28 protein-coding genes and 2 pseudogenes are annotated in these 24,894 nt (G+C 63.0%); 14 read left to right on the top strand and 16 right to left on the bottom strand.

What is annotated here, in order from left to right:
* Positions 1–24 precede the first annotated feature (24 nt).
* A complete protein-coding gene (locus NKJ93_RS13725) occupies positions 25–753 on the top strand; it encodes an amino acid ABC transporter ATP-binding protein (RefSeq protein ID WP_031194468.1) in 729 nt (242 codons plus the stop codon).
* A 143-nt stretch (positions 754–896) separates the two neighbouring features.
* Here NKJ93_RS13725 and NKJ93_RS13720 read toward each other — a convergent pair whose 3' ends face one another.
* Positions 897–1,319 carry a hypothetical protein gene (locus tag NKJ93_RS13720; protein WP_023720612.1) on the bottom strand — a complete coding sequence of 141 codons (423 nt, stop codon included), beginning with the start codon at positions 1,317–1,319 and terminating at the stop codon, positions 897–899.
* Between the two features lie 302 nt (positions 1,320–1,621).
* Positions 1,622–1,837: pseudogene (locus tag NKJ93_RS13715) on the bottom strand (Gfo/Idh/MocA family protein); the annotation flags it as partial.
* Here NKJ93_RS13715 and NKJ93_RS13710 point away from each other — a divergent pair.
* Positions 1,811–2,008 (top strand): annotated as a pseudogene (locus NKJ93_RS13710) (polar amino acid ABC transporter ATP-binding protein); the annotation flags it as partial. The pseudogenes NKJ93_RS13715 and NKJ93_RS13710 overlap by 27 nt on opposite strands.
* Positions 2,009–2,032: 24 nt before the next feature.
* On the opposite strand, the gene NKJ93_RS13705 reads toward NKJ93_RS13710, so the two are convergent.
* Positions 2,033–2,464: a DUF6841 family protein gene (locus NKJ93_RS13705; protein WP_023720614.1), complete on the bottom strand. Its 432-nt coding sequence runs from the start codon at positions 2,462–2,464 to the stop codon at positions 2,033–2,035.
* Between the two features lie 306 nt (positions 2,465–2,770).
* Complete coding sequence (locus tag NKJ93_RS13700) at positions 2,771–3,247, bottom strand: RidA family protein (RefSeq protein ID WP_352494445.1); 477 nt, start codon at positions 3,245–3,247, stop codon at positions 2,771–2,773.
* Between the two features lie 183 nt (positions 3,248–3,430).
* On the opposite strand from NKJ93_RS13700, the gene NKJ93_RS13695 reads away from it, so the two are divergent.
* Positions 3,431–4,129, top strand: coding sequence for a TetR/AcrR family transcriptional regulator (locus tag NKJ93_RS13695; RefSeq protein WP_352548881.1), 699 nt, complete (start codon positions 3,431–3,433; stop codon positions 4,127–4,129).
* 103 nt (positions 4,130–4,232) lie between these two features.
* On the opposite strand, the gene NKJ93_RS13690 is transcribed toward NKJ93_RS13695, so the two are convergent.
* The 4 genes from NKJ93_RS13690 to NKJ93_RS13675 all read right to left on the bottom strand — a co-directional run bounded on the left by NKJ93_RS13690 (position 4,233) and on the right by NKJ93_RS13675 (position 9,282).
* Positions 4,233–5,291 (bottom strand): Gfo/Idh/MocA family protein, encoded by a 1,059-nt coding sequence (locus NKJ93_RS13690; protein WP_352589575.1) that lies wholly within the window; start codon positions 5,289–5,291, stop codon positions 4,233–4,235.
* A gap of 55 nt (positions 5,292–5,346) precedes the next feature.
* A complete protein-coding gene (locus NKJ93_RS13685) occupies positions 5,347–6,132 on the bottom strand; it encodes a ThuA domain-containing protein (RefSeq protein ID WP_352589572.1) in 786 nt (261 codons plus the stop codon).
* Positions 6,133–6,328: 196 nt separating this feature from the next.
* The gene (locus NKJ93_RS13680) at positions 6,329–7,858 is read right to left on the bottom strand and encodes a DUF2778 domain-containing protein (protein WP_023720621.1); all 1,530 of its coding nucleotides are present in this window, start codon (positions 7,856–7,858) and stop codon (positions 6,329–6,331) included.
* A gap of 611 nt (positions 7,859–8,469) precedes the next feature.
* A complete protein-coding gene (locus tag NKJ93_RS13675; RefSeq protein ID WP_031194473.1) occupies positions 8,470–9,282 on the bottom strand; it encodes a class I SAM-dependent methyltransferase in 813 nt (270 codons plus the stop codon).
* A 188-nt stretch (positions 9,283–9,470) separates the two neighbouring features.
* On the opposite strand from NKJ93_RS13675, the gene NKJ93_RS13670 reads away from it, so the two are divergent.
* Complete coding sequence (locus tag NKJ93_RS13670; RefSeq protein WP_023720624.1) at positions 9,471–9,893, top strand: hypothetical protein; 423 nt, start codon at positions 9,471–9,473, stop codon at positions 9,891–9,893.
* Positions 9,894–10,091: 198 nt separating this feature from the next.
* Here the strand turns inward: NKJ93_RS13670 and NKJ93_RS13665 are convergent, their stop codons facing one another.
* Entirely contained in the window at positions 10,092–10,688 is a 597-nt protein-coding gene (locus NKJ93_RS13665; RefSeq protein ID WP_023720625.1) for a cation efflux transmembrane domain-containing protein, read from the bottom strand.
* 113 nt (positions 10,689–10,801) lie between these two features.
* On the opposite strand from NKJ93_RS13665, the gene NKJ93_RS13660 reads away from it, so the two are divergent.
* The 8 genes from NKJ93_RS13660 to NKJ93_RS13625 all read left to right on the top strand — a co-directional run bounded on the left by NKJ93_RS13660 (position 10,802) and on the right by NKJ93_RS13625 (position 16,204).
* Complete coding sequence (locus NKJ93_RS13660) at positions 10,802–11,209, top strand: hypothetical protein (RefSeq protein WP_031194474.1); 408 nt, start codon at positions 10,802–10,804, stop codon at positions 11,207–11,209.
* Between the two features lie 131 nt (positions 11,210–11,340).
* Entirely contained in the window at positions 11,341–12,777 is a 1,437-nt protein-coding gene (locus tag NKJ93_RS13655; protein WP_352494451.1) for a multicopper oxidase family protein, read from the top strand.
* Positions 12,778–12,805: 28 nt separating this feature from the next.
* On the top strand, positions 12,806–13,246 hold the full coding sequence (locus NKJ93_RS13650) for a DUF411 domain-containing protein (RefSeq protein ID WP_023720628.1): 441 nt from the start codon (positions 12,806–12,808) through the stop codon (positions 13,244–13,246).
* Positions 13,247–13,253: 7 nt separating this feature from the next.
* A complete protein-coding gene (locus NKJ93_RS13645; protein ID WP_352494452.1) occupies positions 13,254–13,781 on the top strand; it encodes a TlpA disulfide reductase family protein in 528 nt (175 codons plus the stop codon).
* Between the two features lie 67 nt (positions 13,782–13,848).
* Positions 13,849–14,532 carry an SCO family protein gene (locus NKJ93_RS13640; RefSeq protein ID WP_023720630.1) on the top strand — a complete coding sequence of 228 codons (684 nt, stop codon included), beginning with the start codon at positions 13,849–13,851 and terminating at the stop codon, positions 14,530–14,532.
* A 51-nt stretch (positions 14,533–14,583) separates the two neighbouring features.
* Positions 14,584–15,363 carry a DsbA family protein gene (locus tag NKJ93_RS13635; protein WP_352484015.1) on the top strand — a complete coding sequence of 260 codons (780 nt, stop codon included), beginning with the start codon at positions 14,584–14,586 and terminating at the stop codon, positions 15,361–15,363.
* On the top strand, positions 15,360–15,926 hold the full coding sequence (locus NKJ93_RS13630; RefSeq protein WP_023720632.1) for a hypothetical protein: 567 nt from the start codon (positions 15,360–15,362) through the stop codon (positions 15,924–15,926). Before NKJ93_RS13635 ends, NKJ93_RS13630 begins: the two co-directional genes overlap by 4 nt.
* Positions 15,927–16,039: 113 nt before the next feature.
* Positions 16,040–16,204 carry a hypothetical protein gene (locus NKJ93_RS13625; protein ID WP_352589569.1) on the top strand — a complete coding sequence of 55 codons (165 nt, stop codon included), beginning with the start codon at positions 16,040–16,042 and terminating at the stop codon, positions 16,202–16,204.
* 123 nt (positions 16,205–16,327) lie between these two features.
* Here the strand turns inward: NKJ93_RS13625 and NKJ93_RS13620 are convergent, their stop codons facing one another.
* From NKJ93_RS13620 to NKJ93_RS13610, 3 genes are read right to left on the bottom strand one after another with little or no spacing between them, the layout of a single operon-like run.
* The gene (locus NKJ93_RS13620; RefSeq protein WP_352589566.1) at positions 16,328–17,548 is read right to left on the bottom strand and encodes an NAD(P)/FAD-dependent oxidoreductase; all 1,221 of its coding nucleotides are present in this window, start codon (positions 17,546–17,548) and stop codon (positions 16,328–16,330) included.
* On the bottom strand, positions 17,545–18,258 hold the full coding sequence (locus NKJ93_RS13615) for a methyltransferase domain-containing protein (protein ID WP_023720635.1): 714 nt from the start codon (positions 18,256–18,258) through the stop codon (positions 17,545–17,547). The genes NKJ93_RS13620 and NKJ93_RS13615 overlap by 4 nt, the downstream gene beginning before the upstream one ends.
* The gene (locus tag NKJ93_RS13610; RefSeq protein WP_352589563.1) at positions 18,255–19,322 is read right to left on the bottom strand and encodes a type III polyketide synthase; all 1,068 of its coding nucleotides are present in this window, start codon (positions 19,320–19,322) and stop codon (positions 18,255–18,257) included. Before NKJ93_RS13610 ends, NKJ93_RS13615 begins: the two co-directional genes overlap by 4 nt.
* A 263-nt stretch (positions 19,323–19,585) precedes the next feature.
* Here NKJ93_RS13610 and cueR point away from each other — a divergent pair, with 263 nt between their 5' ends.
* Entirely contained in the window at positions 19,586–19,984 is a 399-nt protein-coding gene (gene cueR, locus NKJ93_RS13605) for a Cu(I)-responsive transcriptional regulator (protein WP_352589560.1), read from the top strand.
* Positions 19,981–20,538 carry a cytochrome c gene (locus NKJ93_RS13600; RefSeq protein ID WP_023720638.1) on the top strand — a complete coding sequence of 186 codons (558 nt, stop codon included), beginning with the start codon at positions 19,981–19,983 and terminating at the stop codon, positions 20,536–20,538. The genes cueR and NKJ93_RS13600 overlap by 4 nt, the downstream gene beginning before the upstream one ends.
* Before the next feature lie 5 nt (positions 20,539–20,543).
* Here the strand turns inward: NKJ93_RS13600 and atzF are convergent, their stop codons facing one another.
* Genes atzF through NKJ93_RS13580 form a run of 4 tightly spaced genes read right to left on the bottom strand, consistent with a single transcriptional unit; the run spans position 20,544 to position 24,892 of the window.
* Positions 20,544–22,352, bottom strand: coding sequence for an allophanate hydrolase (atzF, locus tag NKJ93_RS13595; RefSeq protein WP_352589557.1), 1,809 nt, complete (start codon positions 22,350–22,352; stop codon positions 20,544–20,546).
* On the bottom strand, positions 22,349–22,699 hold the full coding sequence (locus tag NKJ93_RS13590) for a cupin domain-containing protein (protein WP_023720640.1): 351 nt from the start codon (positions 22,697–22,699) through the stop codon (positions 22,349–22,351). Before NKJ93_RS13590 ends, atzF begins: the two co-directional genes overlap by 4 nt.
* Complete coding sequence (locus NKJ93_RS13585; RefSeq protein ID WP_352589554.1) at positions 22,692–23,360, bottom strand: cysteine hydrolase family protein; 669 nt, start codon at positions 23,358–23,360, stop codon at positions 22,692–22,694. The genes NKJ93_RS13590 and NKJ93_RS13585 overlap by 8 nt, the downstream gene beginning before the upstream one ends.
* Positions 23,360–24,892: an ABC transporter ATP-binding protein gene (locus tag NKJ93_RS13580; protein WP_023720642.1), complete on the bottom strand. Its 1,533-nt coding sequence runs from the start codon at positions 24,890–24,892 to the stop codon at positions 23,360–23,362. Before NKJ93_RS13580 ends, NKJ93_RS13585 begins: the two co-directional genes overlap by 1 nt.
* Positions 24,893–24,894 lie beyond the last annotated feature (2 nt).

Genomic DNA, 24,894 nt, shown 5'->3' with positions numbered 1-24,894 from the left:
CTCAGCAGCAAGAATGGTGCCGGCATGATCGAATTTCGCGGCGTCAACAAATGGTTCGGTCAGCTCAACGTGCTGAAGGATATTACGCTGAGCGTCGAGCCGCGCGAAGTGGTCGTCGTCTGCGGCCCGAGCGGCTCGGGCAAGAGCACCTTGATCCGCTGCATCAACGGGCTGGAGACGATCCGCGACGGCGACCTGACGGTCGACGGCCAGCGCCTCGGCGACCCCGCCACCAACATGACGCGACTGCGTACCGAGATCGGCTTCGTCTTCCAGTCGTTCAACCTCTATCCGCACAAGACGGCGCTCGAGAACGTCACCCTGGCGCCGATCCATGTCCGCAAGATCCCGCGGACTGAGGCCGAGAAGGCCGGGCGCGAGCTGCTCGCCAAGGTCGGCCTCGCCGACAAGGTCGATGCCTATCCGGCGCAGCTCTCAGGCGGCCAGCAGCAGCGCGTGGCGATCGCGCGCTGCCTCGGCATGCGCCCCAAGATCATGCTGTTCGACGAGCCGACCTCGGCGCTCGATCCCGAGATGATCTCAGAAGTGCTCGACGTCATGGTTGCGGTCGCCGAGGAAGGCATGACGATGATGGTGGTGACGCACGAGATGGGCTTTGCCCGCAAGGTCGCCCAGCGCGTCGTGTTCATGGACGCCGGCGCCATTGTCGAGAGCGGCACCCCGGACGAGTTCTTCTCCAACCCAAAGACCGACCGCAGCCGCGCCTTCCTGAGCAAGATCCTGCGGCATTAGGGTTCAAACTCAACTCAGTTGGCTGTCGTCGATGGCCGAGATGGATGGAAAGCGGCCCTTCGCTGGACGTTCCCTAATACGACAGATGCGCGCCGGGCTTCCTCTTAGGGCGGCCATTGCCGCACTTCCACCAGCCGCTTCCCTTATGCGGGCATCAAATCGATGACCCGCATGATCGCGACCGCACTGCTCGTGTTCTGGGTGCCTTCTGTCGTAGCGCCATTAGCGCAGGCCCAAACATCGCCCTTCTTGACTGTGAACTTTTGTTTGTTGTGAACGACCGAAAGTTCTCCCTCAGTCATGTGGCAGAGCATGTCGTTCTTCATCATGTTGTCAGCCGTCTTCGCTCCGGGCTGAATGACAACATCGCGCAGCTTCACCGTTGCATAGGCTGGTATGACCGACTTGCGCTCGCCAAGCGCTACAACTCTGACGCCGGGTGAGACCTCTTTGCCCTCATCGGGGCCGTAAGTCTGGGCGGCTGCTGGTGTCCCCCAAGCGATCAGAGGCGTTGCGGCCAGTGTAAGACCGAGTGCAAGTGTGGATCTACGATTGACGGCTTCCATTGTTTCCTCCCTGTTCAAAAGTTGGTCGGAAAGGCAGGCCAACAATCAACGATGGGCCGTTGCGGCGAAGAGTCAACTGACCTTCCGAGTTAGTTCAGTCTCGCTCGCGGCTAGCGAGTTTCACAAACCACTCGGGTCGCCGAGACGGAGAGGGGAAATTGCGCTGACCATGTCATTGCGTGCGACCTTGTCCCGACATTAAAGACATTTCGTTCTTGCGAAGGCCCTCGCTGCCAAAGACCCCTCTCCGGCCGCTTTGCGGCCACATCTCCCCCCGCTTGGCGGGGGCGAGGAAGCCAAACCTATTGCATATCGGCGTGGGTGCTCAATTCGGCCCTCTTCTCATCCGAGACGACGGCGAGGTCGAGGACCTTCTGCAATTCGGCAGCATGCCGGAACGACGGTTCGGCCTGGACGCCGTTGCGGACTGCATCGATGAAGCGCTGGTAGTTGGTGGGCACCGTTCCGGCGTCCAGAACTTGCCATTTAGCGTTCTCGACGTCTTCGCCGAGGAAGGCATGACCATGATGGTGGTGACGCACGGGATGGGCTTTGCCCGCAAGGTCGCCCAGCGCGTCGTGTTCATGGACGCCGGCGCCATCGTCGAGAGCGGCACCCCGGACGAGTTCTTCTCCAACCCGAAGACCGACCGCAGCCGCTCTTTCCTGAGCAAGATCCTGCGGCATTAGGAGGGCATTAGGACAAAGCGGACCTCAGACGATGCCGTGCTTTCTCAACAGCGCCTGCTCGTCGTCTGATATCCAGCCGAAAACCTTCGGCTCCGCGTCCAATTTCTGCACGAGGTAGTGGACGTCAAAATCTATCGCCACCTTCGATTGATCCCTGCGGGCATAGGTTGCCGTCCAGGCGACATGGGCCACGCAATGATGTTCGTCTATCGGCGAGAGCCTGAGGTTGCGTATCCGCATTTCCTTCGTACCTATCGCGCGATAGTGCGCATAGCCTTGCGCCATGACCTGCTTGAGTTGCCCATCGTTCTTTCCAGTCATGACCCCGGCGGGCGAAGCCGCTATGAAGTCCGAAGCATACAGCGATGCGACTTCATCCATGTCCATGTCGCCGCCGAGGGACTGGTTGAAAAAGCGCTCATATCTCTCGAATAGCTTCCTTACGCTGGTTTCCATCATTTCATCTCCAGGTGAGGCTATGTTGGGTGGGAGCAGGAAACGCTCCGCCGATCTCCGACATCCGCAATGGCCTCAGCCATGATGACTTCGTCCCGGGGGTGGAGCAAGGAGCGAAGCGACGCGGCGCAGACCCTGGGATGACGAATGCGTGGTGCGACCCGATTGTGCACGACTTCGATGCCACCCTTGTCGCCGCAGACGCAACAAGCGAAGCCCTGTTGCTCGGCCTTCGTGATGGCGAGCGCGCGGCTAGCGGCGCGCTCGACCCACTCGATTTGGGCGATCGGAGCTATAGCCGCGCCCCTAGTCAAGCACGACCACGGCCTCCACCTCGAAGAGCATCGGGTCGATTGCAAGCTTGGGAACGGGAATTAGAGTCTGCGCCGGCAGCGCCTCGCCGAACATCTCCTTGACGTTCCTGGTCAAGACCCCAAGCTTGGACATATCGTGATCGACCACAAAGACCGTGAGCTTGGCGACCTGATCCGGCCTGGCACCGAGCGCATCGAGGGCGGTGCGCAAATTTGCGTAGGCCTGCGCAACCTGGACAGCGAAGTCGGGCGACAAGGCTCCCGTGCTGTCCTGGCCGCCCTGTCCGGAGATGTAGGCCAGCCGGGCTCCGCGGGGCGTGATCACCGCCGTGCTGTAGCCATTCGGCGATGGGTCATAGAGGTTTTGTGGATTGACGATGGTCAGCTTGAGATCATTCGCTGTGGCAGTGGAAACGCCCATGGTCATCACGATTAACCCTCCGATAAGCAGGCGCTTGGCGCGTGGCATGATTTTCTCTTGGCTCTGCCGACTGCGAGCAAGACACCCTCGCGGCCGGCATGATTGATATCGGCGATTGACTCGTACGCCGCACGAGCCAGTCGCATGGTACGTCGTACGAGTCAATCGTTCAGGATCGACATTCGTCGCGTTGCCGGTCAAAATCGACGGCCCGAACAGCGAGGAAGACGGATGGCAGCCAAACGTAGCGGCGCCCGGAGCACGCGGTCTCAGCGGACAAGCGGGTCGCTCCAGCCCGTGCAGAAGCCGCGCAGTGAACCGCCTCTCTCGCGGGAACGTATCGTGGCGACCGCGGTAGAACTGCTGGACGCTCAAGGGGTCGACGGATTGACGATGCGTCGGCTGGCCGATCGCCTCGGCTCGGGCGTGATGAGCCTATATTGGCACGTCGACAACAAAGAGGATGTCTTTGATCTGGCGCTCGATTCGGTGCTCGAATATGGCGGACCGCCGCAACTGGTTGAACCTCGAGACTGGCGCGGAGAAGTCGTCCATATGCTCGAAGACTGGCGCGCCAGCATGCTGCGCCATCCTTGGTCGGCATCGCTGTTGCCGCGCCGGGCGCTCGGCGCGAACATCCTCAGTCGCCTTGAACTGCTGAGCAAGACCTTGTCCAGGGCCGGTGTGGCGGACGCAGATTTGAACGTCGCGATATGGTCGCTGTGGAACTATGTGATGGGCGCCACCATCAGCCGGGCGAACTTCGACCTCTCGGACGACGGCAGAGCCGACACGCAGCAGCGCCTTACAGGGCTCAGCGAACGCTATCCGACGATCGAACGCTCTCGTCTGCTGTTGGATAACGATTGGGATGGTGCTTTCCGGAAAGGCCTCGGCTTCCTGCTCGATGGCCTCTCTCCAAGACAATGAACTCTGCTTTCAGAGCCGTGACTTCCTGCCGTGAATGGCGGAGATGCAAACTCGGTTTTGTTTTGACCCTGACCGCCCCCGCCCCGCCGCGAGGAACCCAGGCCTATTGCGCATCCGCGTGCGTGCTCAATTCAGCCCGCTTCTCATCCGAGACGACGGCGAGGTCGAGGACCTTCTGCAATTCGGCAGCATGCCGGAACGACGGTTCGGCCTGGACACCGTTGCGCACTGCATCGACGAAGCGCTGGTAGTTGGTCTGCACCGTTCCGGTGTCCAGAACTTGCCATTTGGCGTTCTCGACGTCTTCGCCGATGCAGGCTTTCAGCTCTGAGCCGGTCAGATTGTGCACGACTTCGATGCCGCCCTTGTCGCCGTAGATGCGCAGACGGAGTTCGTTCAAATGGCCGGTCGCCCAGCGGCTGGCATGGACGACGCCGAAGGCGCCATTGCTGAAATCCAGCGACATCGTGAAACTGTCATTGGCGTCGAGCCCGTACTCGCCGATGCGGTTGCCGGGCGCCTTGTCGAAGGATCTCAGCCGGCAGAACACATGGTCGATATCGAGCGCCGCGCCATAGCTGGCGAAATCGAGGATGTGGATGCCGACGTCGCCCAACACGCCATTGGAGCCATGGCCGCGCGACAGCCGCCACAGCCATTTCGGATCGGTGCGCCAGTCGCCCCAGAACTTGGACACCAGCCAGCTCTGCAGATAGGACGCCTCGACATGCCTGACCGTGCCGATCTCGCCGGCCAGCACCATGGCGCGCGCTCTCTGCAGCGGCGCGACGTTGCGATAGGTCAGGTTGACCATGTTGATGATGCCGGCCCGCTCGGCGGCATCGGCCATCTCACTGGCCTTCTCGAAGTTTTCGGCCAGCGGTTTCTCGCACAGCACCGGCTTGCCTGCCGCGATCAGCATCATGGTGGTCGGATGGTGGATGCGATCCGGCGTCACGTTCGCCACCGCGTCGAACTTGCCCCATGCCAGCGCCTCGTCCAGCGACGCGAACCGGTTGGGGATACCGTAGATGTCCGAAAACTTGTCGACACGCGTACGGTCGAGATCGACGGCGCCGATCAGTTCGACGCCCTCGATCTTGCCGAACTGCCTGGCGTGCTCCTCCGCCATCCAACCGGTGCCGAGTATCAAGAGGCGCATGATTCTTATCCTTAGGACAGGGCTTTATCTTCTTGTTCGACCATGGATTTGTGGTCTAGCGAAAGCCGGCTTCGCCGGCGGAATGAAGTTTTCCGCCGCGCTCGACGATCGGCTCGAGCGCCTTTTCCGCCGGCACGTTCGGCGCATCGAGGATGGCCGGATTGGAGCCGAGCGGGTTGTGCGCCCATCTCACCGCATTGCGCAGCACCTTGTGGACGGTGGCGTCGTGATAGGTCGGATAGGTCTCGTGGCCGGGCCTGAAATAGAAGATGTTGCCGGCGCCGCGGCGATAGGTCAGCCCCGACCGGAACACTTCGCCGCCCTGGAACCACGAGATGAACACGGTCTCGAGCGGCTCCGGCACGGCGAACTGCTCGCCATACATCTCCTCGTTCTCGAGCTCGAAATACTCGCCGATCCCGGCTGCGATCGGGTGGTTGGGGGTGGTCACCCAAAGCCGCTCGCGCTCGCCCGCCTCGCGCCATTTCAGCGTGCAGGGCGTGCCCATCAGCTTCTTGAAAATCTTCGAGAAATGGCCGGAATGGAGAAGGATCAGCCCCATGCCCTCCCAGACGCGGCGCGCCACACGCTCGACCACTTCGTCGGCGACGGCGCCATGGTCCTTGTGCCCCCACCACAGCAAGACATCGGTCTCGGCCAGACGGTCGGCCGGCAGCCCATGCTCCGGCTGCTCCAGGGTTGCCCACGACACCGAAATCTCGGGGTCGAGCTTCAGCGCATTGGCAATCGTCGCGTGCATGCCCGCGGGATAGATGCCGGCGACCACCTCATTGGTCCGCTCATGGATATTCTCGCCCCAAACGACAGCGCGTATTGTCATGATGTCCTCTTGATTGTTTGAAGCTGGAGCCGCCCGACCGGTCAGTCATAATATCCCCGGCCGGGAATGAAAACCGTTTCGCGGCCGGCTGCTGACAATCTGTTGGAAATCGGGCGGGAAAGTCCACGCGGCAAAACCAGCGATGCCGGCGCTGTTCCCGCCGACATCTCACATGTTTGCGCTGCCTGCGAATAACCTAAGCGCCGCGGCCCTCTTGGGCGACGCGTGTCAGCGGCTTCGACAGCCGCGGCACCACGACAAGGCGCTTGATCTTGCCTTTCTTGTAGGCGGCGAGGAAGCGGGCATAGTCCTTGAAGACGACGCAGCCATTGGATTCGGCGCGGCCGCCGCGCAGCATGTAGGTGTGGGCGAGCAGGCCGTCGCGGCCATATTTGTTGCTGCCGCTGGCAGGGGTGAGACGCAGTGCCTCGACGCCGTGGAAGCGCGATTCCCGCAGCGTCAGATTGTAGGTGTCGGGCGGCGTCGGACCGACATTCTTCTTGTGAACGTAGCGCGGCTGGTCGACCATCGAACCGTATCCCGAATGTGCCTCCAGCCGCGAGCCGTCGGGCATATAGACGGTCTTGGCCGAGATGTCGTAGACGGCCACGCCGCTGCCCATGCCAGGCGTGGTGAACAGGTTCCTGAAGGCCCCGCCGAGTCCGCCGGAAGGCATGTCGGGCTTGGCATAGGCCAGCATGTCGCCGCCCTGCGTCTTCGACCGTTTGCCCGGCTTGCCCGACACGGCCGGCACTGCCGCTTGTGACGAATTGCGAGGCGACAGGCTGCCGGGTTGCGTCTCGACCGGCGGAGCATCGGCCGTCTGGACCTTGCTCGCCCTGGATGCCTGGGTCTTCGATGCCTGGGCCTTGGATGCCTGGGGCGGCTCCGTTTTTGCTGCCTGATCCTTTGGCGTCCGGTCTTTCGGCGCCCGGTCTTTCGAGGCTTGAGTCTGGGGCGCCGGCTGATCGATGACCGCCCGCGGACGCAGCGTCGGCAGCGGAATGCTGTCGGGCATGTCGTCCTGCGGCGGCAGCGAGGCCAACTGGACCTCAGGTTCTTGCGGCTCTTGTGAAGCCGCGGGCTCGCTTGCCATGACGGCTGCCGGGAGCACGTCGATCATCTGCTCCGGCAACGTATTCGCCAGCGCCAGCGCCAGGCGCGACGAGCGTTCGATCTCCGCCACCGCCGGCCCGAAGCGCACCGATGGCGGGCCGTTCGGGTCGGGTATGCGTACCGGCTCGGCGAACCGGGCATCGGCCGGCAGGCTGGCGAGCATGACGGGTGAGCCGGAGGAGGCACGGGCAAAGGCAGCGGCAAGCTTTTGCGGCGACAGCGCGGCTTTGGCCACCACGTCGTCGAAGCTGGATTGCCGCGATGCATCGGCGACAAGCGGCACGGTATTGCGCTTGAGACGCGCCGATTTTCCCTGGTGAACGAAGTTCGACGCCGACCGCAGGCAGTTGGCATCGCATCCGTGCTGCAGCAACTGGGCCGACAGCGCTGCGTTTGCCGCGGCCCATGTCGGGGCCTGCGCCTTTGCAAGGCTGCGGCGAGGATCGGCGAGCGCGATGGTGCGCGGCGCGAGCAGGCTTTGCGGGAGACCGTTGGAAGCGGCGGTGAGCGAGGTTCCCATCGAATAAAGGCCGGCCAAGGTCGCCACCGACCATAAAGCAATGGCTGCGCCGACGGCCGGAACCGCGACCCAGCGCAGGCCGGGCCTCATCGAAGTCAATCCAGTTGCAGGACTGTCACCCCGGGTTTTCGCACTTACAAACGCCATTCAACCACTCTCAATCGGCCGTTGCCGGCTAGCGGATTTCGCAGCCGTGACATTCACAGTTCGCCTGGTGCCCCCAGCACACTTCGCGTCTGTTGCCGATTGATTCAAAAGATGGACAAAGTTGGTTAACCAATCCCTCTACCGACCGCCGATTGGGCGACGGTCACACCGAAAAACGCCCTCCAAAACCTGCATAGTTGGCAAAACTGCCCTCCAATGATGACTTTGCTGCCCGTTTTTGTCGGCCGAGTCAAGAAAGCGAAATGACTAGACCTTGCTGGGCGGAGTCGGCGACGGCTGCCAAAGTGAAGCCAGGCCGACCAGAATCGCGCCGCCGGCAGCCGCCGCCATCAAGCCCCGGCGATCGGTCGAACTGGCGATTATCGACCTGCCACTTGTCGACCTGCCACTCGGGCGAATGAACGATTAACGTCCGGGAATTCAGGATAGCGGCAAGACGTTTGCTGCTCAGCGCTGGAACGGAATATCCAGCACCTCAAGCAAATTCCAGGAAAAGTGTGAAACGGTTTTCCGCCCGGAAAACGATGAACCGTTCAGACCACAGCCATGATTATGTGAGCCTGGATTTTGGCAGCAACCCCGCCGCTGCCATGCCTGTCTGCAATCGCGGCTGCGGCGTAGTCGGTTGCAGCATCCAGTTTTCCCGCCTCCCTGGCCTCGATTTCGTTGCGAAGGAGAGTGCCCTGGCAATAAGCAACGGCCGGAAGGCGCGGCGAGGAGGCACGGCTTTGTTCGGCCCTCGTCTCGATCACCACACCGGAAAAACCTGCGTCCTCCAGTTCGCGGCGGATCAGTGCCGTATCGTGGTAGCCATGCGGCGTGCGGGCCAGAAAGCGCGGCGGATCGTTCGGAAAAATCCGCGCCAGAGCATTCGTCACATCGTCGGCAAATACATTCTCCTCGATGCGATCCCATACGCTGAATAGGAAATGTCCGCCAGGCTTCAGAACTCGCCGGGCTTCGCGGTAGGCAGATGAGCGGTTGGGAAAGAACATCGCACCGAACTGACAACAAACGAGATCGAAGGCCGCATTTTCAAACGGCAGCGCCAGAGCATCGGCCTGGCGCCATTCGATGCGATCGTCGGGAGCTTGCCGCGAAGCGGCGTAGTCGAGCATCGGCTGGTTGAGGTCGGTTACGACATAGCTTGCACCGGAGGACAGTTTTGGCGCCAATGCGCGGGTCACAACACCGGTGCCCGCGGCGGTTTCCAGAACGGCCCTGGGCGACAAGGACGCGGCCCGTCGTGCAAGATCTGCGGCGAACGGCTCGAAAATCAACGGCACCATATAGCGGTCGTAGTTTTCCGGAATCGAGCCAGCGAACACCTTGTCCGTTTCCAACATTGCTATCCCCCGCCGTCCGTTTTATGGCTCGTCAGCATAGCATGGAATTGTCTGTTTTTCGGTCGCATTCGACCGAGCGGCGGTTCGCTCATGGACCCTCCGAAACGGCGTTCTGCAGTTATCTGCAAATGTGCTAACATAGAGTGGCCATGCACATTGGTGCGCGGCCAACATAATGGGAGGACGCGATGAAAACCATAAATCGCAGGTCTGCAATTGCGCTCGGCGTGACGGCGGCCGCGGTAACGCCTTTGTTCACGCTGGCGGCAGCTGCAAAGGCCAAGAAATACGGCCCGAAGGAAGGCAGGGAAATAGCCCCCGGCGTCAGGGTAGTTGAGGTCGGCACCGGCAATTCCGATATCCCCGCCTACAAGAGCATCTCAATTGTCGATGTGGTCTTTCAGCCGGGAGCAGCCGCTCCCGCAATGGTAATGGACAACGACATGGTATGTACCATTGCCGCCGGTGAATTCACGATCAAGAAAGCCGACAAGCAATTCAAGCTCAAGGAAGGTGACATGTATACCTGCTCCAAGGGCAAGACCGAGGCGGCAGCCAACACCAGCAAGGTGGTCGGCATCCACCGCATCGCCGTCTTGATACCTGCCTAGCGCATGCCAACGAAAACCGGCCCGCGTCCTCGTCCGGGACGCGGGCCTTTTTGATGATGTTCGTGGCGGTTTCTCTCTCGGTCCGCTTTGCAAGTGTGCGTTTATATTAGAGATCACGCAAGTTTCTGGATCACTGCCGGCCGGTATGCGCCCTGCATTGGCGGATTAGCAATCCGGCAGCGCGCTGAGCGTTTGGCTTCACGAAACGGCTCGGTGCTCTTCCCGGGCAGCCTCCCAGACCTCGCGCGCCGCGTCTGCATTCAGTGCCGCAATTCCCAGCCCGACGATCAGATCCGGCCATGCCGAGCGCCATAGGAAGGCGGTCACCAGTCCGGCCAGTATGATCGCGATGTTGGCGACGGCGTCGTTGCGGGCCGAGAGGAATGCCGCCCTGGTAAGACTGCCGCTGTGGTGGCGGTAGCGCGCCAGCATGTAGGCGCATGACAGGTTGACCGCCAAGGCGCCCAACCCCGCCAGCGTCAGGGCCGTTGGCTGCGGCGGCACCGGCATGTTGAACTTTTCCCACGCGGTCCACAGCGTCGCCAGGCCCGGCACCAAAAGGATAAGTGCCAGCGCCATGCCGACCCGCGAGCGGGCACGCAGCGACCATCCCATGGCGAGCAGTATCAGGAGGTTGACCGAGGCATCTTCCAGGAAATCGACGCTGTCGGCGAACAGCGACACCGAGCCGATCGCCAGCGCCACGGCGAATTCAATGCCGAAATAACCGAGGTTCAGCAGCGCGACGACAAGCACCACCCGGCGAAGGCCGTCCGACGTAATGGCTTGCTGCATGGTCTGTCCCGATGTGATGGTGTTGATGTTATTGCTGGCCGCCCCGGCTCTCGATGGTCTCGATCTCGCAGGGGCTTGCAAAAACCGCTATTTGAGGCCAGCCTAGGCCGAACATGGCACGTCTGTCACCAAAACACCTCCTGACTATGCTGCTCGCGGTCCTCGTGATCGCCGGGTTCAGCCTGTCCGCCGCTCAGGCTGCCGTCATGTCGGCCAGGATGGCGATCGACAGCCGCATGACCATGGCCGCAGATGCCGGCACCACCGACGCCGACATGGCCAAGATGGCCGATGCCAAGGGCGGCGACTGCAGCGCTTGCCTCAAGAGCTCGGCCGACAACGACAAACCGATGCAATGTGCGCCGACCTGCGTCGCACCGGTTCTGGCGGTGCTGCCGGAAGCTCTCCCCGTGACGGGACTGCTGCGGGCAGAGCTGCCGCCGGCGCTTCCCGCCGCGTTCCTGCACGGGCGAAGTCTGTTGCCCGAGCCATTCCCTCCAAGACCCAGCGCTCTCGTCTGACGCCGTTTCTGCCGTTTCCGCGGCTGATTGGCGGCGTTTGATCGTCCGGCTGCGCACAATGCGCAGCGGGCGCGGCAGCAATCCAATCGACGTCGCGACGTTCGCCGTCGGTTACCGCAGGGGTCACAAGGGTGAATTCCGTTTCAAGTCCGTTCATAACGCGCCGCAAATTCCTGTTTGCGGCAGCGAGCATTGCCGCCTCCGTGCCGATCCGCCCTGCACTGGCGCTGGCTACCGGCGAACACCGGATCAGGGTGGCGCCAGGCCAGGCACGGCTCACCGGCCCCGATGGTCCGCGCACTCCGGTATGGGCCTATGATGGCACGGTCCCCGGCCCGACACTGCGCTTACGCCAGGGGCGGCCCGCTCGCATCATCGTTGAGAACGGACTGGGCGAGGACACCACGGTTCACTGGCACGGCATCCGGCTGCCGAACGCGATGGACGGCGTGCCGGGATTGACCCAACCGCCGATCAGGCCGGGCGAAAATTTCGTGTACGAGTTCACCCCGCCCGATGCCGGCACCTTCTGGTACCATCCGCATGCCGACAGCCTGGTTCAGCTTGGCCGTGGCCTTGCAGGCGCACTGATCGTCGAGGAAGCCGAACCGGTCGCGGTCGACCGCGAGCTTCTATGGCTGCTGCAGGACTGGCGGCTCACCAAGGATGGGCAAATCGCTGCCGGCTTCGGCAACATGATGGATGCAGCGATGTCGGGCCGCGTCGGCAATGTCGTCACCGTCAACGGTGCACCGCCGGCCGACCTGACCGTGAAGGCCGGCGAGCGCGTCAGGTTGCGGCTGGCCAATGCGTCACTCGCTCGCATCATGGCTTTGCGTTTCGAAGTCCACCGTCCGGTCATCGTCGCCATCGACGGCCAGCCCTGCGACCCGCATGAGCCGGAGGGCGGACGCCTGGTGCTGGCGCCTGCCATGCGCATCGATGTCGTGCTCGACATGCAGGGCGACCCGGGCAAGCGCTACGCGGTGATCGATGAGTTCTACGACGGCCTTGCCTACTCCCTGACCACGCTCGCCTACGACGCCGGCGCGCCGCTGCGCGACCATCCTCTCGATGCGCCGCTTCGTCTGCCGGCCAATCCGCTGCCGGCCCCCGACCTGGCCAAGGCCGAACGGCATGAAATCGTCCTGCAGGGCGGCATGATGGGCGGCGGCAAGCTGGCCGGCGTCGGCGGCATGATGGGCATGGCGATGCCCGGCATGAGCGGCGCCGCCGCCTGGGCAATCAACGGCATGTCGATGACCGGCGACGGCCACGCGGGCATGGCGCCACAGTTCACGCTGGAACGCGGCGCCACCTGCCGTCTCACCATGCGCAACGAAACCGCGTGGTGGCATCCCATGCACGTCCACGGCTTCAGCCTGTCGGTGCTTTCGCGCAACGGCTCGCCAGTACCGCACCGGCAATGGCAGGACACGGTGCTGCTCGCCCCCAAGGACACGATCGAATGCGCCTTCGTTGCCGACAATCCCGGTGACTGGATGCTGCACTGCCATGTCGCCGATCACCAGATGGCCGGCCTGATGACAGTGTTCCGCGTGACCTGAAAGTTTTGTCCAACCAAGGAGAACTGCAATGAAACTGACCTACCGCCTAGCCGCACTGTCCCTGCTGATCGCAACGCCGCTGCCTGCCTTTGCCGCCACGATCAACGCCGTCATGTACAAGAACCCGCAATGCAGCTGCTGCGAATCCTACGCCAACTATCTCGAGCACAACGGCTTCAAGGTCGACATCAAGCCGGTCAACAATCTCTCTCAGATCAGCAGCGATGCCGGCGTGCCGGCCGACCTCGAAGGCTGCCACACGCTGATGGTCGACGGCTATGTCGTCGATGGCCTGGTGCCGGTCGAAATCGTCAAGAAGCTTTTGACCGAACGCCCTGCCATCACCGGCATAACGCTGGCCGGCATGCCGACGGGCGCTCCAGGCATGGGTGGTGAGAAGCAAGGCCCCTTCGTCGTCTACGCCTTCACCAAGGACGGCAAGGCGCCCACCGTCTACGCGACAGAGTGAGGCTATTGTGAGCAAACTGGCCATGGTCCTGATTGGCATGCTGCTGGCATTTTCGCTGCCGGTATCAGCCGCCGAGCCGCCGCAGAACTTTGTCGTTCACGAGGCGCCCGTCCCCGTACCGGAAATCAGCTTCGAGGATGGCAATGGCAAGCCGAAAACGCTTGCGGATTTCCGCGGCAAGGTCGTGCTGCTCAATCTCTGGGCGACATGGTGCGCGCCTTGCCGCAAGGAGATGCCGACGCTCGATCGTCTGCAGGCCAAACTGGGCGGTCCGGATTTCGAGGTCGTCGCGCTGTCCATGGACCGTGCCGGTCCGGAGGTTGTGAAGAAGTTCTTTGCCGAGATCGGCATCAAGCACCTCGCCCTCAACATCGATGCCTCGGGCAAGGCCATGTTCGCCATCGGCTCCGTCGGCCTTCCGGCAACCCTGCTGATCAATCGCGACGGCAAGGAGATCGGCCGGCTGATTGGGCCGGCCGAATGGGACGCGCCCGACATGGTCGACTTCATCGGCAGCCGCATCGCTGCCGAGTGAGAAAGGAACAGATATGTCCGGGTTGAAGGCTCACTGCCTTGCATCGGCTTTGAACGAGTGGAGATGTTTGCTGCTGGGCGCCATTGCCATTGCGGCGCTGACCGTGGGGTTTTCGTATCGGGCGCAAGCCCACTCGCTCGACGAAATCGACACCATGCTTGAGGGCGACGAGAAATATTTCCAAACGATCGACAAGCCGGCGCCTGAATTCACGCTGCGCACCGCCGATGGGCGTGTCGTGCGAACGGCAGATCTGCGCGGCAAGGTGGTCGTCCTCCACTTCATCTACACATCGTGCCCGGATGTATGCCCCCTGCATGCCGAGAAGATCGCCGAGGTCCAGAAAATGGTGAACGGCACGCCGATGAGAGGCCAGGTCAGCTTTGTGACCATCACCACCGACCCCGCCAGGGACACGCCGGACGTGCTGCGCAGCTACGGGCAGACGCACGGGCTCGATCCCGTCAATTGGCTGTTCCTGACCACGACGGCGGATCAGCCGGAGGATGCGACCCGCAGACTGGCGGAGGCCTTCGGCCACAAGTTCACACTGACGGACGATGGTTATCAGATGCACGGCACCGTCACCCATGTGATCGACAAGGAGGGCCGCTGGCGGGCGAATTTCCATGGCCTGAATTTCGCTGCGGTCAATCTCGTCACCTTCGTCAATGCGCTCACCAACAATGTCGAGCGCCCGCACCATGAGCCGGAAACGGGATGGTGGGCGACGATCAAGGGCATGTTCTGAGGCACCATTCACATGCCGGCGGTCCGGCGAAACAGAGGGAAGGAGAACCCTGTGATCCACAAATCCAATTCATGGCGCGGAGCCATCGGCAAAATGGCCCGTGCCTTCGTCCTGGCCGGTGCGACGGCCTGGCTCGCGCTCGGTATCCACGGTCAGGCGATCGCCGCGGGCGAGATGTCCCAGGACCAGTTCGACCAGCGCATCCACGATTATATCCTCGCGCATCCCGAGGTCGTCATGGAGGCGCTGCAGAGCCTCGATGCCCGCCAGCGCGAGGCCGCGGCAAAAGAGGCGAAGGCTGCCCTGGCGGCCAAGGCCGACGATATCTTCCGGGACCCGGCGAGCCCGGTCGGCGGCAACGCCGAAGGCGACGTCATCATGGTCGAGTTCTTTGACTACAACTGCCCCTATTGCCGCCAGGTTGCGCCGATCCTGGCGCAAGCCGTGGCCGACGATCCGCAGCTCAAAATCGTCTACAAGGAATTCCCGATCCTCAGCACGGATTCCGTATTTGCTTCCAAGGCGGCTCTCGCCGCAATGCGCCAGGGCAAGTACATGGCATTCCACAAGGCCTTGTATGCGGTGAAGACGCGGGTGACCGAAGCGGTCGTGCTGAAGGTTGCTGCCGACGTCGGTCTCGATGTGGCTAAGCTGAAGACCGACATGCAGCGGCCCGATATCCAGGCGTCGATCGACCGGAATACGCAACTGGCACAGGCGCTGAAGATCAGTGGAACGCCAAGCTTCGTCGTTGGCGAGCAGATTTTCCCCGGCGCGACCGACCTCGCAACGATGAAGAAACTGATCGAGCAAGCGAGGAACAGCAAATGAGCCGGATATGCCATCCAACCCGACGGACGGTTGTTCTGGGCAGCGCCTTTGGCGTCGCTGCGGTCGTCGGCTTGCTCAAGGGGCCGGATTTGACGATCGCCGCGGAGGATTCCGATCTGGTGCGCCGCTTCAAATATCTCAGCCAGAACGGCAACAGCACGTGTTCGGCCAAGTTCACGGAGTCGATTGCGACCATGCCGGCGATGTCGCGGATCACGGGCTCGTGCTGCAGCCCAATGGAGACAAAGCGCTATGCCGAGCAGGTGAACGGTTTGGCCAGGTACCGCGAGATCGCGATGATCCCGAACGATCCGTACGATATTCCGGCCGGCATCGCACAGAAGATGATGCCCTACTACGATGTGAAACTCTCCGGCGACGAGCAGCAGGCCTATGACTATGCGATGGCCAATTCCAACGAGAAAGGCCCTTGCTGCTGCCAATGCTGGCGCTGGAAAGTGTATGGCGGATTGGCGAAGTTCCTGATCCGCGAGCAAGGTTTCACCGGCAAGCAGGTCGTCGACGTCTGGGATCTCTCGGACGGCTGCGGCGGAGGTATGTGAGACGGACAGGACAGGACACTTCCGGTTGGCGGGACAAGGCGACAGGCGGCCGATCGGTTTCCTGGTCGTCTTGACCGAAGTCCCCGGCGAGCTAATTGCCTTCGCAGTCGCCGATGCTTACCGACGAAGGCGGGCCTTCACTGACCGTAAAGGTGATTGCAATGATGAATGGTCCAATGGATACGTGGATGATGGGCGGCATGGCACTCGTCTGGGTCCTGGTGTTCGTCGCCCTCTTGCTCGCGATTGCAGCCTTGGTCAAATACCTGCGAACCTGAAGCCGCGGACGCAGTCAGGTATACGACTATGCGATGACAAATTCCGGGGAGAAGGAGCCAGCTGCTGCCAACTGTGGCGGTGGCATGTAAGGCGACCAGGGCAGCACGACGCCGCGTCACTCGTCAGGCAAAGCCGGGAACCCGCTTGGTCTTGCCGCTCAGTTGCGCGCCCAGTGTCAGTGTCTGCGGGAAATTCCGGACGATCGCCGCCATCAAGGTGGCGCTGCCGGGGCGAAGGGCAATTCCGGCAAGGGCCGCGGCAGCGTAGACCCGTGTCGAAAACAGTCTTTTCCAGGCCCCCTCATAGCGCCTGGCGGCAGCCTCGCGCCCTGCTCGGCCACCTGGCGCGCATGCGAGTTCGCAAGCCAGCAGCCAGCCGGACTGCAGCGCCATCGAGATACCCTCGGCGATAACAGGATGAGACTCTCCGGCTGCGTTGCCGACGCGGAAGATGTCCTCTTCGTAGAACGAGCGAATTCCCGGCCGGATCGGACCTGCGGCAAGCCACGGACCGTCGAGAAGCGCCGGTTCCAGAGCGTCCCGCACGCCCCGGCATGAGTCGACGAGATGGCGGGAGACCGCATCGGCGGCCGGCACATGGCTCCGGTGTTTGGGGCCATGTTGTTTACGCAACCGCGCCAGCATATCGCGGCGAATGCAGCACGAGATCGACAAGCGGCCATGATCGGCCGAGACCATGCCGCCATAGCCGCCGGGGAAGGCCAGCAGAGGCATCAAATCCGGCGCCAGCGACGACCCGGTGAAATGCGCCTTGAAGCCGAGCAGGTCCGACGGGCGATTGGCCTTTGCGAGCTGGCTGGGCAGCGGCCCCGGTTCCCAGGAGCCGTGTGCGGCGACAATCACCGGGGCGCGCAACATCGCCGTTTCGTCCCCGGCTTGAATTCGTACCCTTTGCATCTCGCCGTCCCGGTCGATGGCGACGGCGCGGCAGGGCTGGAAGATTTCGACACCCGCCGATCGCGCCGTCTGCAAAAGCAGAGAGTCGAGAATGTCCCGGCCGAGTGCCCGGCCGAAGCCGTCTTTTGCAGGAGGCCCAGCTCCTGCACGTGGCATTGCCGCCTCGACGCAGGTTTCGCCGGAAAACAAACCGACGCGGCGGATTTCGGGGCCGGCATCGGTACGCCAGGCATCGCCGATCTCCAGCTGGTCGAGAAGCGCAAGATTGCTTGCCGAGATGTATTCGCCGCAGACCTTGCGGCGCGGAAATGCGGTCTTTTCCACAATTGCCACGGCCCATCCGCGCCGGGCCAGCGTGAGCGCGACGGACGTCCCCGCCGGGCCGGCACCGATGACGATCGCGTCATGAGTCGACAATCGCGTCATGAGTCGCTGCCGGCACTGGCGCCGACGAAGATGTGGGAGAAGAGGCCGGCGCGCCGCTCCTCGACCGGTTTGCCGTTGGCCGCAAGCCAGAGACCGGAAAGCTCGCTGCCGCGAAAGCCGGCACGCACGCTTTGCGCCGCATCGTTTCGTGTGACGTCATTGGCGCCGATTGCCGGGAGAAGACGGGTCGCGGCCAGCGCCAGTTTCGCCCGCAACGGCTCAGTCGCCAGCAGCAACGGGGCTTTCGGCCTGATCAGCGAAAACAGACGCACGAGCTGCGCATCGTCGAGATGATGCAGGAACAGATTGACCGTGACGGCGTCGAACCGTGCGCCCTCGATCTTTCCTGCCCAGTCGAAGACATCGGCGGTGATCCCTTCAGCCTTCCATCCCAGCCTGTCAAAATCGCCGCGCAATTGCGCGGTGACGAGGCTGACGCGGTCGAGCATCATCAGTTCGACCCCAGGCCAATGCCTGGCCATGCGCCGCGCCACCGCCAGCATGAAGGAGCCATCGCCGGCGCCGATCTCCAGAATGCGGCGTGGCGGCTTTGGCACAAACCTCCTGAGCAACGACGTCATGATCGGCACCTGAAACATCAGCATATTGATGCGCCGAAGGTCGCGGCGCGCGGTCAGCGCTCGCGGATCGTCGGCCGCAAGGCCGTCAAGGATTTCCGGCGCAAGCTGCCGATGCTCCAGGCCGCTCATGACACCGTTCGAAAGAGCATGGTTTCGGCCGTCAGCCCGGGTCCGAACGACATGCCGCAGCCGAGCAGGCCGGCAGGCGCCTTCAGCATCTCTTTCATCACGAACATGACGGTCGCCGACGACATGTTCCCGTATTGGCGCAACACCGCGCGCGATGGTTCCAGCGCGGTGGGCTCCAGTTCCAGAGCCCTTTCGACGGCATCGAGCACCGAACGCCCACCCGGGTGCACGGCCCAAAGGTCGATCGCCTCGGTCGGCCGGCCACCGAGGATGGCGGCCTGGTTGCTCCGCAACGCTTCATGAATCGCTGCCGGCACTTGGCCGGAAAGAACCATTTCGAATCCGTGGTCGCGAATATTCCAGCGCATCAGATCCCGCCGCTCCCTCGCCACCAGACAGTGAAAGCTATCGAGCTCGATGCCGAGCGGCTCGGAAGTGATGAGCGCAGCCGCACAGCCGTCTCCCCAGAGGCAGAACGACAGCAGTTTTTCCAGTTCGGTGGTTTGACGCAGGTGCATCGTGCAGAGCTCGATATTGACCAGCAGGACCTTGGCCTGCGGGTCGGAGCGGACGATGTGACGCGCCAGCTTGAGGCCGTTGATCGCCGCGTAGCAACCCATGAAACCGATCATCGTGCGTTCGACCCCGTTCGGCAGCCCGCAACGCGCAACCAGCTCGAGATCGATGCCCGGCGCCGAAAAACCGGTGCAGGTAGTGACGATAAGATGGGTGATGCGGGAAGCGTCGTCGCCAAGTTGCAATCCGTCGATGCCCTTTTGCGCCAGAACAGGTGCGGCATCGTCGAACATCGCCATTCTCATGGCCGTTCCGGGAAACGCGCCCCGAATGAAGGTCCCGGCCAGGTCGGCGGATGGTCCTTCGGGATCGGACGCCGGCGCAAAGCAGGAATAGCGGTGCTCGATGCCGGCAAGATCGGCCATGCGTTCGAAGATCCTCCGGCGATCGGCCGCGAGCATCGAGGCCGCGAAACGCAGGTAGAATTGATGAACCTCGTGCTCCGGCACCGCTGTCGCGATCCGGTTGATATAGGCCTTGACGGGCATGTTCTATCTCCTCGGCGTCTGCACGGCGTAACGTGCCGCCGGAGGGTCCTTGCTGATCGGTACCTGGTGCCGGGCGCCGAGTTTGAGCGCTGTTCGATAAACGTTTCCGAAAACTGATTTCTTCCCGAAGGTTCAGTATGCGCTGTTGGCAGGCAAACGGTTGGAGCCGGCGGGCGGTTGCGTCGGGCATCCAAAATCGCCACATCATGTTGACCTTCCATCTACTGGAAGGTCTATTTCCTCCGATAAAGGAGATTTCCGATATGAACATCGGCGTCGCATCCGAAAAATCCGGCCTACCGGCCAAGACGATCCGCTACTACGAGGACATCGGGCTCTTGCACCCGGCCCGGACAGACAGTGGCTATCGCGATTACTCGACGGCCGATATTCACCGGCTGCGCTTCCTGCAGCGCTCGCGAAGCCTGGGGTTTTCGGTCGACGAATGCCGCCAGTTGCTCTCGCTGTACCAAGACAGGGAACGTGACAGCGCTGACGTGAAGGCGATCGCGAAAGCCAAGTTGGTGGAGATCGACAGGAAGATCGCCGAACTGGTCGGATTGCGTGGCTTGCTTCACCATCTGGTCAGTCACTGCCACGGCGACGAGCGGCCGGAGTGCCCGATCATCGACGAGTTGGCGGGACAAGGCGTGGCCCAGTGAGGCTCGCAGCCGCTCTAACAGTGCTGTCGCTTGCCTGCGTCTCTGTCGTGCTCGCTGCCGCCCATTCGAGCCGTGATGCGGTCATCGAGGCTCGCCAGGCCTCGATGAAGGAAATGGCTGCGGCGGCAAAGGCGATCGCCGGGATGTTCGACGGCAAGCGGGCGTATGACGCCGCGGCTTTCCAAGCGGCGGCCGAGGCCATCCGCGCCCGCACCGGCCCTTCCCTCATTGCCGAATTCCCCAGCGCGACATTGGGTGCGCCTTCAGGCGCCAAGCTGGATATCGACCCTGCCCGCGCGGAGTTCGAAGGGCTGGCTCGCCACATCGGGACGCTGGCCAGCGCCCTGGCCTCCGACGCCGAGCGGGTGCCGCCGCGCATTACCGACGACATGAGAATGGGTTCCGGCCCGGCGATGGGCGGTGGCAGCCTGCTTGGCAAGCGACCGGGGACGGCGGAAGCCGATCCCGCCAAATTGCCGGCGGAGCACCTCCTGCATCTCATCTTGCAGGATTGCTCGAGCTGCCACTCGAAGTTCCGGCAAAAGGTCGAGTGATGGCGTCAGCTCCGCAGCTGCTGATCCGCCATGAAATTGCGCCAGCCGCCGAAATGCGAAATCTCTTCTGCATCGGTAAGGCCGGCACTTTCAACGAGGAAGCCTTTCGGCGAAGTTCCGTCGTCGAGCAGAAGCGTCCCGATGCCGAGCGGCGGCGGGATCGCCGCGACGAAGCGACCGAAGGCTTGCGGCGACAGCCGCCAGACTTCGACCTCGATGGCTGTGCCCTTGCCATTGCAGGTGCGCTCGAGCCCCGGTCTCGACACCGACTGGCCGGCGAGTGCGTAAAGCCGGTAGAGCGGCGCCGTTCTCGCAGCCCGGGCGAAAATCGCGCCGAGCTGCTGCAACTGGCCGTTCAGCGCCATCCCCGATAGATGCGCGCCGACCACGGCCAGCTCGATCGTGCCTTCATCCACGTCCACGCGGATATCGCCACGCGGCGGCAGCGGCCAGCCGGTAGCGCCCAGCGCAAGGCCGCTTGCCGCATGGACATCGCGCGCAAGCGACGCCGTCAGATGGTCCTTGCCCGCCGCGGCAAGCAAGGTGACGCTCATCGGCAAACCGTCGCTGCGGGTTCCGGTCGGCACGGCGATGCCGCACATGTCGAGCAGATTGACGAAGTTGGTGTAGGTGCCGAGCCGGCTGTTGGTGACGATAGGGTCAGCCAACACCGCTTCGACTGTGTAATGCGTCGGCGCGGTCGGCACACAGAAAAGATCGACCGAGGCGATAACCGGCGCAAGCTTGGCCTTGTAGGCCTGCAAGGCATAGAGCCCGTTGAAGGCGTCCGCTGCGGAAAGTTTTCGCGCACCGCCGATGATCTGCCGCGTCACCGGATGCATGGCCGCCTCGTTGGCATCCATGAAGTCCCTGATCGCGGTGTAACGCTCGGCCACCCAGGCGCCCTCGTAAAGCAGATTGGCGGTGGCGTAGAAATCGCCGAACGGGATTTCGACCAGCCTGCAGCCCAGCGTCTCCAGCGAGGCAAGAGCGGCCTCGAAGCCCGCCTGCATCGCCTGGTCGCCGAAGAACGTCCGATCGGCCTTGGCCGGCACGCCAACCGTCAGCACCGGTGGGCGCGCGGCAAGCGGTTGGATGCCGAGGTCACGTGAATAGGGATCGGCGTCGTCCTTCGCCGCCGCGACCTCGAACACGCTGTAGGCGTCGTCGACGTTGAGTGCGAAGACGGAGACGCAGTCGAGCGTGCGGCAGGCCGGCACGACGCCGGCGGCCGACAGCGCGCCGACGCTCGGCTTCAGCCCGACGATGTTGTTGAGGCCGGCGGGTATGCGGCCCGAACCGGCGGTGTCGGTGCCGAGCGCGAACGAGACGATGCCACGCGCCGTCGCCACGGCCGAGCCGCATGAGGAGCCGCCCGGCACCAGTGTCGGGTCGATCGCATTCCTCGGGATTGGATAGGGCGTGCGCACGCCGACCAGGCCGGTAGCGAACTGGTCGAGATTGGTCTTGCCGACGACCAGCGCGCCGGCGGCCTTGAGCCGCGCGACGACGGTGGCGTCGTTCGCCGGCGAGTAGGCATATTCCGCGCAGGCCGCCGTGGTCGGCATGCCGGCAACATCGATGTTGTCCTTGACCGCGAACGGAACGCCCCACAGTGGCTTTGCCAACGGATCGAACGGGCCGAGCTTTTCCGCCTCGGCAAGCATCTCCGCCCTGCTCGCCAGATGGATGAAGATGCCCGGGTCATCGGCCGCCGCGAGCCGCGCATGGACCGTATCGATCATATCGCCAATACTGAGGCCGGCCTGATAGGCGGCGTGCAGGCTCGCTATGTCGAAGCGGATGTCGCTCATTCGGCCTCGCCCTGAATGACGACCGGCAGGTTCCACTGGATGAGTACGACGCAGCCGTCTTTTGTCCACACCGAATGCTCGGTTCCAACCGGGTTCAGGATCACACTGCCCGCTGCATAATCGCCGTTCTCGTCGCTCTGCGAGCCTTCCAGCACGATGATCGTTTCCAGCCCGGCGTGGCGGTGACGCGGCACGCCGGCGCCCGCCCGGTAGTTGAGAATCGCGACCGACGGTTCCGTCGATCCCCCCTTGAGCAGCCAATGCACCGTGATGCCTTCGCGAAAAGGCTCGAATGGCAGATCACGCCAGCCCCCTTGGATGAGGGCCTGGTATGCAATGTTAGGCATTGGAAATTCCCTCGAGCACCTGGTCCGTTGTCGCCGTCCAGCCGACGATCGCGCCCTGCGCCCTGATCATGGCAAGGGCTGCCGTCTTGAACTCCGGAAAATAGCTCTCCGTCGCATCCTCCGCCAGCAGGCATTCATAGCCGCGGTCGTTGGCCTCGCGCATCGTCGTCTGCACGCAGACCTCCGTCGTCACCCCGGCAAAGACCAGTTGCTGTGCGCCGAGCCGCTTGAGGTCATCGCCGAAGCTGGTGGCATAGAACGCGCCCTTGCCGGGTTTTTCGATGACGATCTCGCCAGGCAATGGTGCAAGTTCATCGAGGATCGCCGTTCCCGGTTCGCCGACGATCAGCACGCGACCCATGGGACCGATATCGCCGATGCGGATCGACGGATTGCCGCGATTGCGCTTGGCCGGCGGCAGATCCGAAAAATCTGCCTTGTGGCACTCCATCGTGTGGATCACCGGCAGGCCAGCGGTGCGGAACCCCTCGATCAATCTCTTCACCGTCGGCACGATCGCCACCACCCGGCTGACGTCGTTGCCGAGGCTGGCGCCGAAGCCGCCGGGCTCGGCGAAATCGCGCTGCATGTCGATGACGACCAGCGCCATCGCCTCAGGCTTGAAGGCAAACGGGAACGGCAGCGCCTCGATCTCCGCCATCAATGATGTCCCGCCATGTGCTCGCCGATCGTCTGCACGCTCGCCTGCGCGATCGGCGTCTCGTAGACCAGCGCGCCATCCGACATGACGAAGATGCGGTCCGAGAGCTCAAGCAGCTCGTCGAGGTCCTCCGACATCAAAAGCACTGCAGCACCGGCATTGCGCGCCTTCATGATGCGGGCGCGTATTTCGGCGACGGCGGAGAAGTCGAGGCCGAAGCAGGGGTTCGACACGATGAGCAAATCGACCTCGCCGGTCAGTTCCCGCGCCAGCACCGCGCGCTGCACATTGCCGCCCGACAATGATGAAATCGGCGAAGCGAGCGAGGCCGTCTTGACCTTGAACTGTTCGACAAGACGGGCCGCGTAGTCCCTGATCGCGCTCATCCTGATCCAGTTGACCGGCTTGCCGGCCTCGTTGAGGTCGAAGGTCCGGAAGGCCATGTTTTCGGCCACCGTCATCCGCGGTGCGCAGGCATTGCGCAATGGCTCCTCCGGAATGAAGCGGACATTGAGCGTGCGCGCCTCGCTGCGGCTGGCACCATAGGGCGAGCCTTTCACCAGAACGTCGCCCGCATTGCGTGCCCGCTGTCCGGCAAGGACTTCGAGAAACTCCTTCTGGCCGTTGCCGGAGATGCCGGCGATGCCGACGATCTCGCCGGACTTCACGTCGAGCTCGCCGATGTCGATGCTTTTCAAGCCGGTGCGGTCAGGCGCCTTCAGCGACTTTACCGTCAGCACCTGCCTGGCGCCGGCCGGCACCGGAGCGCGACTGTCGAGTGCTGCAATCGGTTGGTCGCCGATCATCATCGCCGCCATCTGCTTGTGCGAAAGTTCGGAGACCTTTCCGGTTCCGGTCAGCCTGCCCTTGCGCAACACGGTGATGTCGTCGGCAAAGGCCGTCACCTCGTGGAATTTGTGCGAGATCATCAGCACGGTGAGGTCGCCTGTCCTGGTCATGTCGCGCACCAGGCCAAGCACTTCCTGTGCCTCGCCAGGGGTGAGCACCGAAGTCGGCTCGTCGAGCACCAGGAAACTGCGGCCGAGATAGAGCTGCTTGACGATTTCGAGCTTCTGCTTCTCGCCGGCCGCAAGTTCCGCCACCTTGACGTCGAGCGGCAGCTTGAACGGCATCCGCTGCATGAATTGCGCAAGTGCGGCGCGCTCCTTGCGCCAGTCGATGACGCCCGGCACTTTCTCGCGGGAAATGACCAGGTTTTCCGCACCGGTCAGCGACGGGACGAGGGTAAAATGCTGATAGACCATGCCTAGCCCGAGCGCCGAGGCATCCTTCGGGCTGGCTATCGCGACCTCGCGGGCATCGACCAGCATGTCGCCGGCGGTCGGGCGGTAAAAACCCATCATGCATTTGACCAGCGTCGACTTGCCGGCACCGTTTTCGCCGAGCAGCGCATGGAATGATCCCGCTGGCACCTTGATCGAGACATCGTCCAGCGCGGTGAAGGCGCCGAAGCGCATGGTCATGCCGATAGTCTCGACGCCGACGGCTTTCTTGACGATGGTTCCGCTCAAGA

Source organism: Mesorhizobium sp. M0028 (assembly GCF_040323855.1).
GTDB lineage: Bacteria > Pseudomonadota > Alphaproteobacteria > Rhizobiales > Rhizobiaceae > Mesorhizobium.
This window is presented reverse-complemented; position numbering and strand designations above follow the sequence as displayed.

Coding starts and splice junctions, on each gene's coding strand:
- NKJ93_RS13725 (WP_031194468.1), top strand. CDS start 25: ATGATCGAATTTCGCGGCGTCAACAAATGGTTCGGTCAGCTCAACGTG.
- NKJ93_RS13720 (WP_023720612.1), bottom strand. CDS start 1,319: ATGGAAGCCGTCAATCGTAGATCCACACTTGCACTCGGTCTTACACTG.
- NKJ93_RS13705 (WP_023720614.1), bottom strand. CDS start 2,464: ATGGAAACCAGCGTAAGGAAGCTATTCGAGAGATATGAGCGCTTTTTC.
- NKJ93_RS13700 (WP_352494445.1), bottom strand. CDS start 3,247: ATGCCACGCGCCAAGCGCCTGCTTATCGGAGGGTTAATCGTGATGACC.
- NKJ93_RS13695 (WP_352548881.1), top strand. CDS start 3,431: ATGGCAGCCAAACGTAGCGGCGCCCGGAGCACGCGGTCTCAGCGGACA.
- NKJ93_RS13690 (WP_352589575.1), bottom strand. CDS start 5,291: ATGCGCCTCTTGATACTCGGCACCGGTTGGATGGCGGAGGAGCACGCC.
- NKJ93_RS13685 (WP_352589572.1), bottom strand. CDS start 6,132: ATGACAATACGCGCTGTCGTTTGGGGCGAGAATATCCATGAGCGGACC.
- NKJ93_RS13680 (WP_023720621.1), bottom strand. CDS start 7,858: ATGAGGCCCGGCCTGCGCTGGGTCGCGGTTCCGGCCGTCGGCGCAGCC.
- NKJ93_RS13675 (WP_031194473.1), bottom strand. CDS start 9,282: ATGTTGGAAACGGACAAGGTGTTCGCTGGCTCGATTCCGGAAAACTAC.
- NKJ93_RS13670 (WP_023720624.1), top strand. CDS start 9,471: ATGAAAACCATAAATCGCAGGTCTGCAATTGCGCTCGGCGTGACGGCG.
- NKJ93_RS13665 (WP_023720625.1), bottom strand. CDS start 10,688: ATGCAGCAAGCCATTACGTCGGACGGCCTTCGCCGGGTGGTGCTTGTC.
- NKJ93_RS13660 (WP_031194474.1), top strand. CDS start 10,802: ATGGCACGTCTGTCACCAAAACACCTCCTGACTATGCTGCTCGCGGTC.
- NKJ93_RS13650 (WP_023720628.1), top strand. CDS start 12,806: ATGAAACTGACCTACCGCCTAGCCGCACTGTCCCTGCTGATCGCAACG.
- NKJ93_RS13630 (WP_023720632.1), top strand. CDS start 15,360: ATGAGCCGGATATGCCATCCAACCCGACGGACGGTTGTTCTGGGCAGC.
- NKJ93_RS13625 (WP_352589569.1), top strand. CDS start 16,040: ATGCTTACCGACGAAGGCGGGCCTTCACTGACCGTAAAGGTGATTGCA.
- NKJ93_RS13620 (WP_352589566.1), bottom strand. CDS start 17,548: ATGACGCGATTGTCGACTCATGACGCGATCGTCATCGGTGCCGGCCCG.
- NKJ93_RS13615 (WP_023720635.1), bottom strand. CDS start 18,258: ATGAGCGGCCTGGAGCATCGGCAGCTTGCGCCGGAAATCCTTGACGGC.
- NKJ93_RS13610 (WP_352589563.1), bottom strand. CDS start 19,322: ATGCCCGTCAAGGCCTATATCAACCGGATCGCGACAGCGGTGCCGGAG.
- cueR (WP_352589560.1), top strand. CDS start 19,586: ATGAACATCGGCGTCGCATCCGAAAAATCCGGCCTACCGGCCAAGACG.
- atzF (WP_352589557.1), bottom strand. CDS start 22,352: ATGAGCGACATCCGCTTCGACATAGCGAGCCTGCACGCCGCCTATCAG.
- NKJ93_RS13590 (WP_023720640.1), bottom strand. CDS start 22,699: ATGCCTAACATTGCATACCAGGCCCTCATCCAAGGGGGCTGGCGTGAT.
- NKJ93_RS13585 (WP_352589554.1), bottom strand. CDS start 23,360: ATGGCGGAGATCGAGGCGCTGCCGTTCCCGTTTGCCTTCAAGCCTGAG.